This window comes from Pseudaminobacter sp. Soil_N_29 (assembly GCF_057656055.1).
The window spans coordinates 459,855-475,704 of the sequence record NZ_JBDGLC010000002.1; the positions used below are offsets into that span (position 1 = coordinate 459,855).

The following is a 15,850-nucleotide window of genomic DNA, read 5'->3' on the forward strand; positions in this document are numbered from 1 at the left end:
ACCTCGACCACCACCGCGCGACCAAGGTCCGAGCCTCCAGCTCTGCCGATTTGCATCCACGCCCCCCGAAATCTGGATGGCGTGCCCATAGCAAAAGCGCCTTGCCAAAGCGTGTCCCCAGGCGCCTGCATTTGATTCAAGTTTTTGGAAGGTTCAGGGCTTCGCCCTTCTCTTATGAGGCCAACCGTTCGAGAGTAGCCTTGTCCCGACTTCCTCCGAAATAGCGCTCCAGCGCGCGGGCAAACAGCGCCTCCCCGGGGGCAGCCTGCTCGAACAAGGTGAGCGATGACCGCAGCTTGCGATCGTCCGGACTGCCGAAGATGTCATTAGCCGACAAGCCCTGCAGGTCGAGCAGGATTTCCATGCATTCCCGGAGCCGGGGCCCGAGCAGCGGATGCGCCAGATAGGCCCGCGCCTCGTCGAGCGATGAAATAGCGTATCGCCGCGACGTGGCGCTCATGCCAAGGCCGGCAATCTGCGGAAAGACGAACCACATCCAGTGGCTGACCTTGCGGCCGTTTTTCAGTTCGGCGCGCACAGACGCCATGACGGGATCCTGTGCCCGGACGAAGCGGGCGAGGTCGAAAGGGTCCGCAGCGCCGGCCATCTCAGCCCTCCTTGGGCATCTCCGGGCGTGGCTCCACTGTTGCGGGGGCGTTCGCGGGGTTGAATTCAGCGTCTCGCTTCGTCATCTCCGCTCCCTCACCTCTCCCCGATGCGATAGATATCCCAGCGCGAAGCGAGGGCAAGGTTTCGCAGCGGTGGAGGGGCTGCCACCAAGCAGGTTTCAGCGGTCCTCTATCCTCACCGTTCTTGCCCCGACATAGATCGCGCGGCCGGCGCCGGCGCCCATGATTGCCGCGCCGCCTCCAAGAGCGATGAAGAGCAGCGCGGCCGCGTCGAAACTGCCAGTCCAGCTGCGAATAAGGCCGACCATCAGAGGTCCGATCGCCGCAAGCACATAGCCGACACCCTGCGCCATCCCCGACAGATGCGCCGCGACATGCGGATCGGGCGAACGCAGCACGATGACCGTCATGGCAACCGCGATCAGGCCGCCCTGCCCGATACCCTGCAGCACCGCCCAGACAAGCACGGTCGAGGTCGGCGCGAACAACAGCCCCAGCAGCGCGATCACGGCAGCGGCGAGCAGCGCCACGTTGATGCCGCGCTGGTCCTTGCAACGGACGGCGACCGACGGCACCGCCAGGCAGGTGATGACCTGAACCATGACCGATAGCGAAACGATGGCGCCCGCCTCGGCGGCGTCGAAGCCGCGCTCGCGCAGGATCGGAGCCAGCCATCCGAATACGCAGTAGGCAAGGGCCGACTGCAGCCCCATGAACAGCGTCACCTGCCAGGCCAGTCGATCGCGCCACAGCCCCACCACCCGGTAGCCGGCATGGCTGGCCTGGGCCTTCTGGCCCAGCGCCTGCGGCGCCCAGATCAGCAACACGATCACGGCCGGAAGCGACCAGGCGGCGAGCGCGGCCAACCACGAGCCGCCCAAGGCGTGCTCGATCGGCAATGTCAGCCCCGCGCCGCTGGCCGCGCCCGCGCAGAGCGCCATGGTGTAGAGCCCGGTCATGATCGCGGCCTTATCGGCGAAATCGCGCTTCACCAGGCCCGGCAGCAGCACATTGCTGACGGCGATGGCCGCACCGGCGGAGAAGGTGGCGAAAAACAGCAGCGGCACCGATTCCACACCGCGCAAGCCTGTGCCCAGTGCGAGCACAAGCAGTGCGCCCAGCAGGGTGCGCTCGGACCCGAAACGCTGCGCCAGTTTCGGCGCCAGCGGTGCAAACACCCCCAGGCAGACCACCGGAAGCGTCGTCAACAGGCTGGCGCCAGTGGTCGAGAGCCCGGTTTCGCGCATGACCTCGGGCAGCAGCACCGAAAGGCTGGAAAACAGCGGGCGCAGGTTGAAGGCGATCAGCACCAGGCTGGCGCCAAGCAGAATGCGCGCAGCGGGGCCGGCGAGCACCGGCGGCTGCGGTTGCGGCAGGCTATCGGTTTCCGCGTCGATGAGTTGATCGTCTAGAGCATTCGTTGTCATGAAAAACCTGCGCCGTGGCCCAAAAATCCTGAATTATTCTGCGAGAAGCCTGTCGAGTTCGAGGAGAACGGGCGCCACGAAGGCCCGGACCGCCGCCTCGGCTCGTTGGGGATCGCCCGAAGCGATGCCATCAATGATGGAGGCGTGAGCCTCGGCATCCGGTTCGGGCAGTTCGCCCGCGATGGTCGAATCGATGAGCTCCATGATCGCGGCGGTGAAGAACTCATAGATCTCCACCATCGCCCGGTTGCCGGATGCGGCTACGACCGCCTTGTGAAAAGCGATGTCGCGACGGATGAAGGCCTCGCGGCCGCCTTCGGCCACCGCGCCGCGCTCGGCCAACAGCCGGCGCATGCGCGCAATATCTTCCGGCACGTGGCGGAGCGCCGCCAGTCGCGCCGCCTCCACATCGAGTGCAGCGCGCACTTCCCACTGGTCGCGCAGGCCCGTGCGCCGCAGCCGCTTCAGCGTCCCGGCAGGATCGACCGTGGAGCGGATATAGGTGCCGGAGCCCTGGCGGGTTTCAAGCAGGCCCAGCGACACCAGCGCCCTCACCGCCTCACGTATCGTGCCCCTGCTGACCGCCAGCATTTCACTGAGGGCGGCCTCATTGGGAATGCGCTCGCCCACCGCCCAGCGCCCGCTGGTGATTTCACCGCGAAGGCTTTCGGCGGCGCTGTCGGCAAGATTGGTTCGGGTTGCGGGCTGCATGAACATTCATCAAGTCATCTGATGATTTGATAGCTGCACCGGCCAGCTCGCGTCAACCGAGCTGAGGAACAGCGCGGTCAAGATCGCGCGAGCGGCGGCCGCCTCGATCACCTCTCGGGATCGGCAAAGCTTGCCATATGGAATGCCTGCACCTCGGCCGGATAGCGGTATTGCGCGCCATGCGGACAGGCGTTGCGGTCGAGGCAGCCGGTGCCACGACAGGCGGCGCCACCGGCTCCGCACACATGCGCCAGGCAGTCCTCATAGGCGAACCCGGACGCCGAATAGGCATCGACCGGACAGGAATTCAGGCAAGGTTTTCCAACACATGCATCGCAAAGGTGAATCGGATTGCGAGGCTCTTGAATCGGAATCTCAACTTCGAACAGAAGCGCGCCGCGATAGGCGTGCCACAGGCCGTATTCGGGGTGCATGAGAATGCCGATCGGTGACGGTCTTAGACCCTCGGCACGCATGGCCCATTGCTGGAATGGCAGCCACGGCCGCTCCGATGGTGAAACGGCGCGCGCGCCGAATTGTTTTGCGACCTTGCCGATCACCTCGCGAGACCATGTATCCAGCGGGTTCTCAAGGTCGGACGGCTGGCCTTCGCGCCAGCGCGAGAAATGCGCCCAGGGCGCAGCGCCCGCCTGCCCCACCAGCAGCACAGACATGGCTGGCAAACCCGACGGTCCGGGCGGCGCGTCCTCGGCGACTCCGAAAACGAAACCGCCGCGCGGGATGAGACCATGCTCGGCCAGCGCGGCGGAAATTTCTTCAAGGAAGCGGGGCGACAAACGTCACCCCTTCCGGGTCGGATCGGAAAACGCCGTCCGCCAGACTTCCTTGTGGATGATGTTGGCCACTTTAGCCCGGCCTGAATCGGGCTCTCTTCAAGTGAAGGCGTCGGGCATCGAATCCTTCTTCTTGGCGATGAAGTCCTTCAACGCCTCATCGATGGCCGGGTCGAGATACGGCGCCTCGTAGCTTTCCAGCCAGCGGCGGGCGAGCTCGTTGGCGCGCTGCGGCGCGGTCTTCTGCCCTTCGGCCAGCCACTGCTCGTAGGAATTGTTGTCGGCGATCGACGAACGGTAGAACGCGCTCTGGAAGTTGGCCTGGGTGTGGTCGCAACCGAGATAGTGGCTGCCCGGCCCCACCTGGCGGATGGCGTCCATGGCCTGGCCGTTCTCCGACAGGTCCACGCCCTCGGCAAACTTCTGCTGCATGCCGAGCTGGTCGACGTCCATCATGAACTTCTCGTAGCAGGAGGCCAGGCCACCCTCGAGCCAGCCTGCAGCGTGGAGCACGAAGTTGGTGCCGGCCAGAACCGTCGAGTTCAGCGTGTTGGCGCTCTCATAGGCCGCCTGCGCGTCCGGAACCTTGGAGGCGCAGAGCGATCCGCCGGTGCGGAACGGCAGGCCGAGACGGCGGGCGAACTGCGCCGCGCCATAGGACACCAGCGACGGTTCCGGCGTGCCGAAGGTCGGCGCGCCCGACTGCATAGAGATCGAGGAGGCGAAGGTGCCGAAGATCACCGGCGCGCCGGGGCGCACGAGCTGGGTAAAGGAGGCACCGGCCAGCACTTCGGCCAGAACCTGCGTCAGCGTGCCGGCCACGGTCACCGGGCTCATGGCGCCGGCGAGGATGAACGGCGTGACGATGCAGGCCTGGTTGTTGCGGGCATAGACCTTCAGCGCGCCCAGCATGGTCTCGTCGAAGACCATCGGCGAGTTGGCGTTGATGAGGCTGGTGAGGACCGTGTTCTCCTCGACGAACTTGTCGCCGAAGAGGATCTTGCACATCGCAACTGTGTCTTCCGCGCGCTCGGGCGCGGTGACCGAGCCCATGAACGGCTTGTCGGAATATTTGATGTGCGCATAGATCATGTCGAGATGGCGCTTGTTGACCGGCACGTCGACCGGCTCGCACACCGTGCCGCCCGAGTGATGGATGGACGGCGCCATATAGGCGAGCTTCACGAAGTTCTGGAAATCCTCGATCGTGGCATAGCGGCGATTGCCGTCGAGGTCGCGCACGAAGGGCGGGCCATAAACCGGCACGAAGACGGTGGAGTTGCCGCCGATCTGCACCGAACGAGCGGGATTGCGGGCATGCTGGGTGTAGGTCGAGGGCGCCGTCTTCAGCAGCGAGCGGCAGAGCCCCTTGGGGAAGTGCACGCGCTCGCCCTTCACGTCGGCGCCGGCTTCCTTCCACATCGCGAGTGCTTCGGCGTCGTCGCGGAACTCGATGCCGACTTCCTCCAGAACGGTTTCGGCGTTCTGTTCGATCAGCGACAGGCCTTCCTCGTCGAGGACTTCGTAGACCTTGATGTTGCGGTTGATGTAGGTCTGCTGCACGCCTGGGCCGCCGCCCGAGCGGGCCGCGCGGCGCGCCGCAGCGCCGCCGCTTGCACCACGGCCGCGCCGCGTGCCGGAGCCTTCCTGCTCTGCCGAGAGGTTCTCTTCCATCGAAGTCATCCTTAGAAATCACACATGGGGCGCCTCAGTTCGCGCCCTTGTCAGGATCGTAGCCATGCACCATTAGCGAAACGGCCCGCGAGCGCCAAGAGCTGTCTCAAAATCGACAAAACCGACGCGATTTGGCGGTCGCTTTCCTTTTGCCGGAAGTCGCAAATCAGCTATGGCGCGCATGCCTTTGCAAGCTAGTTATTGGGACGAAATTTCGCGCCGCGAAGAAGAGTTGCCGCGGCCACGAGGAGCCAGAAAATGTCCGACGACGAGATCATCCTTTCCGAGCTTTCCGATGACGAACTCGTGCAGCAGATGCACGACGATCTTTACGATGGCCTCAAGGAGGAAATCGAGGAAGGCACCAACATCCTGCTCGAGCGCGGATGGGTTCCCTATAAGGTGCTCACCGAAGCGCTGGTCGAGGGCATGCGCATCGTCGGCGAGGATTTCCGCGACGGCATCCTGTTCGTGCCGGAAGTTCTGCTGTCCGCCAACGCCATGAAGGCCGGCATGGCCATTCTGCGCCCGCTGCTGGCCGCCACCGGCGCGCCCAAGCAGGGCAAGCTGGTGATCGGCACCGTGAAGGGCGACATTCACGACATCGGCAAGAACCTCGTCGGCATGATGATGGAAGGTGCGGGCTTCGACGTGGTCGACCTCGGCATCAACAACCCGGTCGAGAACTACCTCGCCGCCATCGAGGAGCATCAGCCCGACATCGTCGGCATGTCGGCCCTGCTGACCACGACCATGCCCTACATGAAGGTCGTCATCGACACCATGAAGGAAAAGGGCATCCGCGACGACTACGTCGTGCTGGTCGGCGGCGCGCCGCTGAACGAGGAGTTCGGCAAGGCCGTTGGCGCCGATGCCTATTGCCGCGACGCGGCGGTGGCAGTCGAGACGGCCAAGGAATACATGAAGCGCCGGCATAACGCCCGCGCCTCCGCCTGATACGGAAAAGGCCGCGCTGAAGCGCGGCCTTTTTCTTTCCGGCGATAAACCGGATCGGGGCCCCCGCCCCTAACCTGCCCCTAGTTGACGACGGCCTCCTTGACGGCCTTCGCGGTCGACTTGACGTCCTTGCCGACGCCGCGAACCGTATTGGCACAGGCGGAAATCGCCAGTGCGCAAGCCAGAATGGCGGCAAGCGACGCAAAGCGCGACAGTTTCATGGGGTGTCTCCCTCTTGGATACAAACAGGCCGCGCTGGTATTAGATAGTCGAGATATACGCGCAAGGACAAAAAACCCACACTCGCCATGGAAACCGCACCGAACGTCGCTCCACACAAACCCGACAGGCTCCTGGTGATCGCCTGCGGCATGATCGCGCGCGAAGTGCTGGCGGTGAAGGAGCGGCTTGCGCTCGACCATCTCGAACTCACCTGCCTGCCGGCCGAGTTCCACTACTATCCCGATCGGATTCCGCCTGCGCTGGACAAGGCCATCCTCAAGGCCAAGGCCGAAGGATATGACCGCATCTTCGTCGGCTATGCCGATTGCGGTACCGGCGGAATGCTCGACAGCGTGTGCGAGAAGCATGGCGTGGAGCGCATGGCCGGGCCCCACTGCTTCGCCTTCTACCAAGGCATGAAGGCCTTCGAGGCGATCGCCGATGGCGATATGCTTTCCTTCTACATGACCGATTTCCTGTGCCGGCAGTTCGACGCCTTCTTCATCAAGCCGCTGGGTCTCGACCGCCATCCGGAACTGATCCGCGACTATTTCGGGCACTACCAGAAAGTGGTCTATCTGGCCCAGACCAACGACCCCGAACTCGACAAGGTGGCGGAAGATGCCGCCAAACTTCTTGGCCTTGCCTATGAACGCCGCTTCACCGGCTATGGCGACCTGACCTCGTCGCTGGCGAAGGCGGCAGACCCCGGCGCCTGAGCGCGGCATTAAGCGGCCGGTAAAACTCGCCGTGCAAAAATATGGCAGCGGCCGGCTGACTAAGCAGCCCCCGCACCCAGCGCCTGTCGAGTTCCCATGATTCCCCATCCGGACAAGAAGCCCATCGTCGTGGTGACCGAAGGCGGCCCGCATGTCTGGGCCATCATCAACGCCATCAACGAAGCGCTCGGCCCGGTTATCGTCATCCTCGAAACGCCGGAATCCAAGGCCGGCATCCTCAGGCGACGGGCGCGCCGGCAAGGCTGGATCTCTGTCGGCGGGCAAGCGGCCACGATGGTGCTAACAAGACTCGGCAAGCGTTTCCTGGCGGGCCGCATGGAAAATATAATCGCCGAGAACAACCTCATCACCGAGCCGCGGCCCAGCCAGCGGATCGTGCGTGTGCCTTCGGCCAATTCGCCCGAATGCCTGGCGGCGATCAGCGAAATCCGGCCGGGCGTCGTTTTCCTGGCCGGCTGCCGTATGCTGACGCGTCGCACGCTCGCGGCAATCGACTGTCCGGTGCTCAACTACCACGCCGCCATAAACCCGAAATACCGCGGCATGAATGGTGCCTATTGGGCGCTGGCTACCGGCGATACGGAAAATTTCGGCTCCACCATTCATCTGGTGGACGAAGGCGTCGACACCGGCGCGGTGCTCTACCAGTTGCGCTGCAAGCCCGGCCAAGGCGACAACATCGCCTCCTATGCGCTGCGGCTGGCCGCCATGTCGCGGGGCATGTGCGTGCGCGCCCTCGAGGATGCACTGGCCGACCGCCTGACGCCGCTGGACACCGGCCTGCCCTCGAAACAATGGTACCATCCGCCGATATGGACCTATCTCTGGAACGGCATCAGCCGGGGCGTCTGGTAGGCCCCGCGCAGCAGGTTTTCGCTCCCACCTGAATGCCTCATCGCTATTCCTGTTTGCGACACGGCCCTACGTCGCTTTTGAAGGCGCGCGCGTCGTCCCATAACAAGCGGGATGGCGACGGTTGCGGCAATGCTCGATCAGCAACAAAGCGAGACCGAAATGGCCGATCTGATCATAGTTTACTGGCGCGACATTCCCGCCCAAGTCATCGTCAAGAAGGGCCGGCAGAATGCCAAGCGCGAGCTGCCGCTGCGCTTCACCGAGGCGATCGACATGTGCGCCATGCGCACCGGCGCCGGCGACACCGATGCCTACCTGGCCGAGTGGCGCAAGGCAGACCCCGTGCCGGTGAGCGACGACCTGGAAGTCGAGGCCGACAAGGCAGCTGCCGCGCTCGACAGCGAATACCCCCGCGAGCGGCTGGTTGCCCTCGTGAAAGCAGGCGGCAAGGAAAATGTCTGACACCAAGCCGATCGTTACCCAGGCCACCCTAGTCAAGAAGGCCGCGCCGAAGAGCGATTACAAGCCGGCCGACGTGTCGCCGCAGCGGCGCGTGCAGCGCAAATACAGTGTCCGCCTGTGGTCGATCCGCCACTCGCGCCTGCTCGAATGGTTTTACGCCCGTTTCGCGGATGTTTTCCTTCTGCTGCATCCGCTGTGGAAGGGCATCGGCTACGCCCGCGTCGAGGCGCCGGTGAAGTTCGTCGAAAAGCGCGTGAAGGGTTTCATGTTCGACTGCCGCATGTGCGGCCAGTGCGTGCTGTCCTCCACCGGCATGTCCTGCCCGATGAACTGCCCCAAGCAGCTGCGCAATGGCCCCTGCGGCGGCGTGCGCGCCAACGGCAATTGCGAGGTTGAGCCCGACATGCCCTGCGTGTGGGTGAAAGCCTGGGAAGGCTCGCGCAACATGGCCAATGGCGACGCCATCCTCAACGTCCAGAAGCCGGTCGACCAGTCGCTGCGCGAAACCTCGGCCTGGCTGCGCGTGACCGCGCAAGCCGCCGCCGCGCGCGAGGCCGCAAACAAGGAACCTGCATGAACATGGCCACGCCGCGTCCTCCCCATCCCGACGAAAACCCAGCCGGCATCGACCTGCCGCTGGACCCGCTGCCCGGCCACTCCTCGCGCGGACGCCTCGAGCGCGTGCTGCGCCGCGGCGAGTTTGCCGTCACGACCGAGCTCAACCCGCCCGACAGCGCCAATCCGCAGGACGTCTACGAACGCGCCGCGATCTTCGACGGCTGGGTAGACGGCATCAACGCGGTCGACGCATCGGGCGCCAACTGCCATATGTCGTCTGTGGGCATCTGCGCCCTGCTGACGCGCATGGGCTATGCGCCGATCATGCAGATCGCCTGCCGCGACAAGAACCGCATCGCCATCCAGGGCGACGTGCTGGGCGCGGCTGCCATGGGCGTGGCCAACATCCTGTGCCTCACCGGCGACGGCGTGCAGGCCGGCGACCAACCCGGCGCCAAGCCGGTGTTCGACCTCGACTCCTCGTCGCTTCTCGAAACCGTCCGCATCATGCGCGACAACGGAAAATTCCTGTCGGGCCGCAAGCTGACCACGCCGCCGCAGGTCTTCCTCGGCGCTGCCGTCAACCCGTTTGCGCCGCCCTACGATTTCCGCCCTATCCATCTTGCCAAGAAGATCGCCGCCGGCGCGCAGTTCGTGCAGACGCAGTACTGCTTCGACGTGCCGATGTTCCGCAACTTCATGGAACGCGCCCGCGACCTCGGCCTGACCGAGAAGGTCTTCATCCTGTGCGGCGTCGGCCCGCTCGCCTCGGCCAAAACGGCGAAGTGGATCCGCTCCAACGTGCCGGGCATCCACATTCCGGATTCGATCATCAAGCGCCTGGAGGGCGCGCAGGACCAGAAGAAGGAAGGCAAGCAGATCTGCATCGACATGATCAACGAGGTGAAGGAGATCGCCGGCGTCTCCGGCATCCACGTGATGGCCTATCGCCAGGAGGAATATGTCGCCGAGATCGTGCATGAATCGGGCGTGCTCAAGGGCCGCAAGCCCTGGAAGCGCGAGGTCCGCGCCGACGACCAGATGGTCGCCGACAGGCTCGACCACATCCTGCACGACGACGCGACACAGCAGCCTGGACAGCTGGTGGAAAAGGCCGCCCACTGAGCCGCCGGCTGCAATTGAAACAACACTGATAACGATATAAAGAAATCTTTATATCCCAACGGAGAACTTCATGACCCGTACGATCGTCGCCTCGGCGACCAAGGAAATCATCATCGGTTTCGACCAGCCCTTCTGCGTGATCGGCGAGCGCATCAACCCGACCGGCCGCAAGAAGCTTGCCGCCGAGATGATGGCCGGCAACTTCGACACCGTGCGCAAGGACGCGCTGGAGCAGGCCGCCGCTGGCGCCACCATGCTCGACATCAATGCCGGCGTGACCACGGTCGACCCCAACGCCACCGAGCCGGGCCTGCTGGTGCAGACGATCGAGATCGTGCAGGAACTGGTCGACCTGCCACTGGCAATCGACAGCTCGGTGACGGGCGCCATCGAGGCCGCGCTGAGGGTTGCCAAGGGCCGCCCGCTGGTGAACTCGGTGACCGGCGAGGAAGAGAAGCTCGAAGCCATCCTGCCGCTGATCAAAAAGTACAACGTGCCGGTTGTGGCGATCTCCAATGACGAGACCGGCATCTCCATGGACCCGGACGTCCGCTTCGCGGTCGCCAAGAAGATCGTCGAGCGCGCCGCCGACTACGGCATCCCCGCGCATGACGTGGTGGTCGACCCGCTGGTGATGCCGATCGGCGCGCTGGGCGATGCCGGCCGCCAGGTGTTTGCGCTGCTGCGCCGCCTGCGCGAGGAGCTGAAAGTCAACACCACCTGCGGCCTGTCCAACATCTCCTTCGGCCTGCCCCACCGCCATGGCATCAACTCGGCCTTCATTCCCATGGTGATCGGCGCCGGCATGACCAGCGCCATCATGAACCCCTGCCGCCCGCAGGAAATGGAAGCTGTTCGCGGTGCCAATGTGCTCAACGGCACCGACGAGAACTGCACGACCTGGATCAAGACCTACAAGGACTACAAGCCGGCCGAAGGCGGCCATGCCGCCCCCGCCCCGGCAGCCGCCAGCGCCCCCGGCGACGCCGCCGCCAATAATGGCGGACGCCGGCGCGGCGGCCGCGAGGCGCGGATGGCACGCGGGTAGTCCAGCCGGAGAACACCGTGGCCCACCACGTCCAGTCATGTCCGTCCGGCGCATTTGGCCGGACGGGAAGACAAAGGCTTTCGGCCGGGGGCGTTGGCGTCCGCATTTTCCGCCCCCATGGCGGAAAGCCCGAGAATTTCGAGTTTGGAACCTGGCCTGCCCGATGGGCGGGCCGTGACCCGTTTCGCAAGACAATCGCTGCGCTAGTGATCGCAAATGTCGTCTCTGCGCGAGCCCGCCCGAAAGCGGCGGATGGATGCGCGGCTGCAAGGAGTGCCTGACATGAACCCTCCCCCCAACATCACCGATCCGTTGGTCCTGTTCATGCCTTCGGGCAAGCGCGGGCGCTTCCCAGTCGGCACGCCGGTGCTCGACGCCGCGCGCCAGCTCGGCGTCTATGTCGAGAGCGTGTGCGGCGGACGCGCCACCTGCGGCCGCTGCCAGATCGAAGTGCAGGAAGGCAATTTTGCCAAGCACAAGATCGTCTCCTCCAACGACCACATCTCGCCCAAGGGCCCGAAGGAAGAGCGCTACGAGCGCGTGCGCGGCCTGCCCGAGGGGCGGCGCCTGTCCTGCTCCGCTACCGTGCAGGGCGACCTCGTCGTCGACGTGCCGCAGGATACGGTCATCAACGCGCAGGTGGTGCGCAAGGCCGCCGTCGACCGCCATATCGACCGCAACCCGGCAGTCCAGCTCTGCTTCGTGGAAGTCGAACAGCCCGACATGCACAAGCCGCTTGGCGACCTCGACCGGCTGAAGCTGGTGCTTGAAAAGGATTGGGGCTGGAAAGACCTGGCCATCGCGCCACATCTGATCCCCGAGGTGCAAGGCATACTGCGCAAGGGCAACTGGGGCGTGACCGCCGCGGTCCACCGCGACACCCCTTCGTCGCAGCCCTGCATCATCGGCCTGTGGCCGGACCTGAAGAACGAAGCCTACGGCATCGCCTGCGACATCGGCTCCACCACGATTGCCATGCATCTGGTGTCGCTGCTTTCGGGCCGCATCGTCGCTTCGTCGGGCACGTCCAACCCGCAGATCCGCTTTGGCGAAGATCTGATGAGCCGGGTCTCCTACGTAATGATGAATCCGGACGGGCGCGATGCCATGACCAAGGCAGTGCGCGAGGCGGTCAACACGCTGATCGGCAAGGTCTGCGAGGAAGGGGGCGTCGACCGTCACGACATCCTCGACGCCGTGTTCGTCGCCAACCCGATCATGCACCACCTATTCCTGGGCATCGACCCGACCGAACTCGGCCAGGCGCCCTTCGCGCTGGCCGTATCGGGCGCGACGCACTACTGGGCGCATGACATCGACATCGAGCTCAACCGCGGCGGCCGCGTCTATCTGCTGCCGTGCATCGCCGGCCATGTCGGCGCCGACGCCGCCGCAGCGGCACTGTCGGAAGGTCCATACCGGCAGGACAAGATGATGCTGCTGGTCGACGTCGGCACCAATGCCGAGATCATCCTGGGCAACAGCGAGCGCGTGGTTGCGGCATCGTCCCCAACCGGACCGGCCTTCGAAGGCGCGGAAATCTCGTCCGGCCAGCGTGCGGCACCCGGCGCCATCGAGCGCGTGCGCATCGACCCCAAGACGCTGGAGCCGAAATTCCGCATCATCGGCGTCGACAAATGGTCGGACGAGGAAGGTTTCGAGGAAGATGCCAAGGCCACCGGCGTCACCGGCATCTGCGGCTCGGCGATCATCGAGGTGGTGGCCGAGATGTACCTTTCCGGCGTGATCTCGGAGGACGGTGTCATCGACGGCGCGCTTGCCGCCCGCTCGCCGCGCATCTTCCAGAACGGCCGCACCTTCTCCTATCTGCTGCGGGACGGCGAACCGCGCATCACGGTGACGCAGAACGACATACGCGCCATCCAGCTCGCCAAGGCGGCACTCTATGCCGGCATCAAGCTCTTGATGGAAAAGCAGGGCGTGGAGACGGTCGACATGATCCGCTTTGCGGGCGCGTTCGGCACCTTCATCGATCCGAAATACGCCATGGTGCTGGGCCTGATCCCCGACTGCGACCTGGCCGAAGTGAAGGCAGTGGGCAACGCCGCCGGCACCGGCGCGCTGATGGCGCTGCTGAACCGCGACCATCGCCGTGAGATCGAGAAGGAAGTCGGCCGCATCGAGAAGATTGAAACCGCGCTGGAGCCGCATTTCCAGCAGCTTTTCATCGACGCGATGGCGATGCCCAACAAGGTGGACCCGTTCCCCAAGCTTTCCGAACAGGTGAAGCTGCCGCCGCGCAAGGTGCTTTCGGACGAGGCGTCCGGTGGCGACGGCGCACCGCGCCGGCGTTCGCGCGAGGACCGCGCCGCAAGGCGCCGGGGCTGAAGCCTCGGCAGGCCGCGCTGGTCTTGACGATCGCGCGGCCGGCCACAAATTCAGAGACTGGGAGGCGACACGTAGCAGCCGGTAGATCCGGGAGTTCGTTGCATGTCCAGTCTCAAGAGTCGCCTGGTCGCCCTCGTCATCAAGCACAGCCGCAAGAAGGCCTTCGCCAGCGCCGAGAACCTCAATCGCTGGATCGCCGATGCCCGAAAGACCGAGCGCCACGAGCCCCCCGCCCGGCTCTACCGGCGCTTCGCCGTGAACCAGAGCGAGGCGCAAGGCTTCCCGGTCTATGAGATAGTGCCTCGCGACGCCGGCCCCCGCCGGCTTCTTTATCTTCACGGCGGCGCCTATTGCTTTGAAATCACCAGCTATCACTGGTTTCTGGCGGCCGAGATGGCCGAGCGCCTCCGCATGCGCGTGACGGTGCCGATCTACCCCATCGCGCCCGAGCACGATATCCACGACATGTATTCGATGGTGCTCGAAGTCTATCGCCGCACGCTGGCCGAGACGGCGGCCAAGGACATCGTCTTCATGGGCGACTCCGCCGGCGGCACGATGGCGGTGGTGATGACGATGATGGGCGCGCGCGAGGGCATGCCCATCCCCGCAAGCCACGTGCTGATCTCTCCCGGCCTGGACATGACGCTGACGAACGAGGCCATCTGGCGCATGGCACCGCAGGACCCATGGCTCGACATTCCCGGCGGGTTGGAGGCTATCCGCCTCTATGGCGCGGGCATGGACCGCAGCGACTGGCGCATCAGCCCGATCAACGGGGACCTTTCCGTGCTGCCGCCGACGCTGCTGCTGACCGGCACGCGCGACCTGCTGACGCCCGACAACCTCCTCTTCGCCGAAAAAGCGCGCGCGCAGGGCGTTGATCTGGAGCTGCTGGTGGAGCCGGACATGTTCCATGTCTGGCCGCTGATCGACATGCCGGAGGCCCGCCGCGCCCGCGACCGTATCGTGGCCTATCTGAGCGATTAGTCCGGCGTCGCGTGGCGCAGCGGTCGGGGCGGCTCCGACCTCAGAAGAACTTGCCGGTCTCGCGAAACACCTCGAAGGTGGCGCGGATATGATCGGCCACCGCCTGCACCGGCGCATTGGCCTCCGGCGTCACCACCATCGCCAGGCTGTAGGCGCCGATCTCGGGCAAGCCGTCCTTGGCGCCCAGTTCCATCAGTTCGGGACCGATGAAGGAACGCGGCAGGGGCGCGACCGCAAGGTCGGCCAGGATGGCGGCGCGCTGGCCGGCGGTGTGGGCGCTCATATAGGCGATGCGGTAGTTGCGCCCTTCACGCCCGAGCGCCTCCAGCGCACTGGCGCGCCAGGCACAGCCCTCCTCCCACAGCGACACCGGCAGGGGTTCGCGCAGATGCGCGCCACCGCCCTTTGCCGCCGCCCACACGATGGGCTCGGTCATCAGCGTCTCGGCGCCTGGCATGGCGGTCTGGTAGGAGTTGGTCAGAAGCGTGATGTCGAGCGTGCGGTCGTCCATGCGGCGCCACAGGTTCTTGCTCTGGTCGATGATCACATCGACGGCGATCGACGGATGCGACTGGGCAAAGCGCTTCAGCACATGCGGAAGGATGCGCTCGCCATAATCATCCGGCGAGCCGAGGCGCACGACGCCGGTGATGTCCGGCACGATGAACTTGGACACTGCCTCGCGATTGATGGACAACATGCGCCGTGCATAGCCAAGCAGGATCTCGCCATCGGTGGTCAGCGACACCGAGCGGGCATCGCGCGAGAACACGGTGCGGCCGAGCACGTCTTCCAGCTTCTTGATCTGCATGGAAACGGCAGAAGGTGTGCGGAAGACGGCGTTGGCAGCGGTGGTGAAGCTTCCGGTTTCGGCGATTGCCACGAAGGTGCGCAGCACGTCGAGGTCAAGCACCGGCAGAGGATGATTGAGGGGAGCGGTCACGGCCTACTCTTTCAATTTTTCTGATCCGAATAATCACTTCATTTCGTTTGATTGAACATGAGAACGGTTGGATAGTCAACACCGTGAAGATGTACCGGACAAAAGCACCACCCGGTCCAAGCATTGGAATAGGCGGCGCCGGATGCCGGAGTTCCGCCACCACAATCGAGAGGAGTACGTCATGTCTATCCTTGCGAGGATCGGCAATATCGCCGCGCGTTACTCGAAGGTTCGCTCGCGCTATCTGACCGAGCGCACGGTCCGCTCGCTGCCGTTCGAAATCCAGAAGGACATCGGCTGGCCGGATGTTATGACGAAGTGCCTGCCACACGGATGCCAGGCAGGAGGCAGGTGATCTTGCGGAAC

Annotated in this window: 17 protein-coding genes; 10 read left to right on the forward strand and 7 right to left on the reverse strand. The window is 64.7% G+C overall.

Annotation, left to right across the window (positions count from 1 at the left end; genetic code table 11):
- Positions 1 to 172 precede the first annotated feature (172 nt).
- The 5 genes from AC3A4H_RS08165 to AC3A4H_RS08185 form a co-directional block, all read right to left on the reverse strand.
- Entirely contained in the window at positions 173 to 607 is a 435-nt protein-coding gene (locus AC3A4H_RS08165) for a DUF1810 domain-containing protein (RefSeq protein ID WP_487766254.1), read from the reverse strand.
- Positions 608 to 787: 180 nt separating this feature from the next.
- Positions 788 to 2,056, reverse strand: coding sequence for a CynX/NimT family MFS transporter (locus tag AC3A4H_RS08170; RefSeq protein WP_487766255.1), 1,269 nt, complete (start codon positions 2,054 to 2,056; stop codon positions 788 to 790).
- A 33-nt stretch (positions 2,057 to 2,089) separates the two neighbouring features.
- On the reverse strand, positions 2,090 to 2,767 hold the full coding sequence (locus AC3A4H_RS08175) for a FadR/GntR family transcriptional regulator (protein WP_487766256.1): 678 nt from the start codon (positions 2,765 to 2,767) through the stop codon (positions 2,090 to 2,092).
- A gap of 107 nt (positions 2,768 to 2,874) precedes the next feature.
- Positions 2,875 to 3,564 (reverse strand): hypothetical protein, encoded by a 690-nt coding sequence (locus tag AC3A4H_RS08180; RefSeq protein ID WP_487766257.1) that lies wholly within the window; start codon positions 3,562 to 3,564, stop codon positions 2,875 to 2,877.
- A gap of 96 nt (positions 3,565 to 3,660) precedes the next feature.
- The gene (locus AC3A4H_RS08185) at positions 3,661 to 5,235 is read right to left on the reverse strand and encodes a trimethylamine methyltransferase family protein (RefSeq protein ID WP_487766258.1); all 1,575 of its coding nucleotides are present in this window, start codon (positions 5,233 to 5,235) and stop codon (positions 3,661 to 3,663) included.
- A 258-nt stretch (positions 5,236 to 5,493) separates the two neighbouring features.
- On the opposite strand from AC3A4H_RS08185, the gene AC3A4H_RS08190 reads away from it, so the two are divergent.
- A complete protein-coding gene (locus tag AC3A4H_RS08190; protein ID WP_348777206.1) occupies positions 5,494 to 6,192 on the forward strand; it encodes a corrinoid protein in 699 nt (232 codons plus the stop codon).
- A gap of 80 nt (positions 6,193 to 6,272) precedes the next feature.
- Here the strand turns inward: AC3A4H_RS08190 and AC3A4H_RS08195 are convergent, their stop codons facing one another.
- Positions 6,273 to 6,413, reverse strand: coding sequence for an EncA/B family entericidin (locus AC3A4H_RS08195; protein ID WP_348777207.1), 141 nt, complete (start codon positions 6,411 to 6,413; stop codon positions 6,273 to 6,275).
- An 87-nt stretch (positions 6,414 to 6,500) separates the two neighbouring features.
- Here AC3A4H_RS08195 and AC3A4H_RS08200 point away from each other — a divergent pair, with 87 nt between their 5' ends.
- The 8 genes from AC3A4H_RS08200 to AC3A4H_RS08235 all read left to right on the forward strand — a co-directional run bounded on the left by AC3A4H_RS08200 (position 6,501) and on the right by AC3A4H_RS08235 (position 14,541).
- Positions 6,501 to 7,133 carry a DUF1638 domain-containing protein gene (locus tag AC3A4H_RS08200; protein WP_487766259.1) on the forward strand — a complete coding sequence of 211 codons (633 nt, stop codon included), beginning with the start codon at positions 6,501 to 6,503 and terminating at the stop codon, positions 7,131 to 7,133.
- Positions 7,134 to 7,229: 96 nt separating this feature from the next.
- Entirely contained in the window at positions 7,230 to 8,009 is a 780-nt protein-coding gene (locus tag AC3A4H_RS08205; RefSeq protein ID WP_348777209.1) for a formyl transferase, read from the forward strand.
- Between the two features lie 159 nt (positions 8,010 to 8,168).
- On the forward strand, positions 8,169 to 8,471 hold the full coding sequence (locus AC3A4H_RS08210) for a virulence factor (protein WP_487766260.1): 303 nt from the start codon (positions 8,169 to 8,171) through the stop codon (positions 8,469 to 8,471).
- Positions 8,464 to 9,048 carry a methylenetetrahydrofolate reductase C-terminal domain-containing protein gene (locus tag AC3A4H_RS08215; RefSeq protein ID WP_348777211.1) on the forward strand — a complete coding sequence of 195 codons (585 nt, stop codon included), beginning with the start codon at positions 8,464 to 8,466 and terminating at the stop codon, positions 9,046 to 9,048. Before AC3A4H_RS08210 ends, AC3A4H_RS08215 begins: the two co-directional genes overlap by 8 nt.
- Complete coding sequence (locus tag AC3A4H_RS08220; RefSeq protein WP_487766261.1) at positions 9,045 to 10,154, forward strand: methylenetetrahydrofolate reductase; 1,110 nt, start codon at positions 9,045 to 9,047, stop codon at positions 10,152 to 10,154. The genes AC3A4H_RS08215 and AC3A4H_RS08220 overlap by 4 nt, the downstream gene beginning before the upstream one ends.
- A 70-nt stretch (positions 10,155 to 10,224) precedes the next feature.
- The gene (locus AC3A4H_RS08225; RefSeq protein WP_487766262.1) at positions 10,225 to 11,202 is read left to right on the forward strand and encodes a methyltetrahydrofolate cobalamin methyltransferase; all 978 of its coding nucleotides are present in this window, start codon (positions 10,225 to 10,227) and stop codon (positions 11,200 to 11,202) included.
- A 282-nt stretch (positions 11,203 to 11,484) separates the two neighbouring features.
- Positions 11,485 to 13,551, forward strand: a complete 2,067-nt coding sequence (locus tag AC3A4H_RS08230; protein WP_487766263.1) for an ASKHA domain-containing protein — start codon at positions 11,485 to 11,487, stop codon at positions 13,549 to 13,551.
- A 102-nt stretch (positions 13,552 to 13,653) separates the two neighbouring features.
- Positions 13,654 to 14,541 (forward strand): alpha/beta hydrolase, encoded by an 888-nt coding sequence (locus AC3A4H_RS08235; RefSeq protein WP_348777215.1) that lies wholly within the window; start codon positions 13,654 to 13,656, stop codon positions 14,539 to 14,541.
- 40 nt (positions 14,542 to 14,581) lie between these two features.
- Here the strand turns inward: AC3A4H_RS08235 and AC3A4H_RS08240 are convergent, their stop codons facing one another.
- Positions 14,582 to 15,484, reverse strand: coding sequence for a LysR substrate-binding domain-containing protein (locus AC3A4H_RS08240; protein ID WP_487766264.1), 903 nt, complete (start codon positions 15,482 to 15,484; stop codon positions 14,582 to 14,584).
- 181 nt (positions 15,485 to 15,665) lie between these two features.
- Here AC3A4H_RS08240 and AC3A4H_RS08245 point away from each other — a divergent pair, with 181 nt between their 5' ends.
- Positions 15,666 to 15,839, forward strand: a complete 174-nt coding sequence (locus AC3A4H_RS08245; protein ID WP_348777217.1) for a hypothetical protein — start codon at positions 15,666 to 15,668, stop codon at positions 15,837 to 15,839.
- Positions 15,840 to 15,850: the final 11 nt, after the last annotated feature.

What these genes read in the sequence shown, in the direction of transcription:
- AC3A4H_RS08170 (WP_487766255.1), bottom strand. Translation starts at nt 2,056, where the DNA reads ATGACAACGAATGCTCTAGACGATCAACTCATCGACGCGGAAACCGAT.
- AC3A4H_RS08235 (WP_348777215.1), top strand. Translation starts at nt 13,654, where the DNA reads ATGTCCAGTCTCAAGAGTCGCCTGGTCGCCCTCGTCATCAAGCACAGC.
- AC3A4H_RS08165 (WP_487766254.1), bottom strand. Translation starts at nt 607, where the DNA reads ATGGCCGGCGCTGCGGACCCTTTCGACCTCGCCCGCTTCGTCCGGGCA.
- AC3A4H_RS08175 (WP_487766256.1), bottom strand. Translation starts at nt 2,767, where the DNA reads ATGCAGCCCGCAACCCGAACCAATCTTGCCGACAGCGCCGCCGAAAGC.
- AC3A4H_RS08225 (WP_487766262.1), top strand. Translation starts at nt 10,225, where the DNA reads ATGACCCGTACGATCGTCGCCTCGGCGACCAAGGAAATCATCATCGGT.
- AC3A4H_RS08210 (WP_487766260.1), top strand. Translation starts at nt 8,169, where the DNA reads ATGGCCGATCTGATCATAGTTTACTGGCGCGACATTCCCGCCCAAGTC.
- AC3A4H_RS08245 (WP_348777217.1), top strand. Translation starts at nt 15,666, where the DNA reads ATGTCTATCCTTGCGAGGATCGGCAATATCGCCGCGCGTTACTCGAAG.
- AC3A4H_RS08215 (WP_348777211.1), top strand. Translation starts at nt 8,464, where the DNA reads ATGTCTGACACCAAGCCGATCGTTACCCAGGCCACCCTAGTCAAGAAG.
- AC3A4H_RS08185 (WP_487766258.1), bottom strand. Translation starts at nt 5,235, where the DNA reads ATGGAAGAGAACCTCTCGGCAGAGCAGGAAGGCTCCGGCACGCGGCGC.
- AC3A4H_RS08205 (WP_348777209.1), top strand. Translation starts at nt 7,230, where the DNA reads ATGATTCCCCATCCGGACAAGAAGCCCATCGTCGTGGTGACCGAAGGC.
- AC3A4H_RS08195 (WP_348777207.1), bottom strand. Translation starts at nt 6,413, where the DNA reads ATGAAACTGTCGCGCTTTGCGTCGCTTGCCGCCATTCTGGCTTGCGCA.
- AC3A4H_RS08190 (WP_348777206.1), top strand. Translation starts at nt 5,494, where the DNA reads ATGTCCGACGACGAGATCATCCTTTCCGAGCTTTCCGATGACGAACTC.
- AC3A4H_RS08220 (WP_487766261.1), top strand. Translation starts at nt 9,045, where the DNA reads ATGAACATGGCCACGCCGCGTCCTCCCCATCCCGACGAAAACCCAGCC.
- AC3A4H_RS08200 (WP_487766259.1), top strand. Translation starts at nt 6,501, where the DNA reads ATGGAAACCGCACCGAACGTCGCTCCACACAAACCCGACAGGCTCCTG.
- AC3A4H_RS08230 (WP_487766263.1), top strand. Translation starts at nt 11,485, where the DNA reads ATGAACCCTCCCCCCAACATCACCGATCCGTTGGTCCTGTTCATGCCT.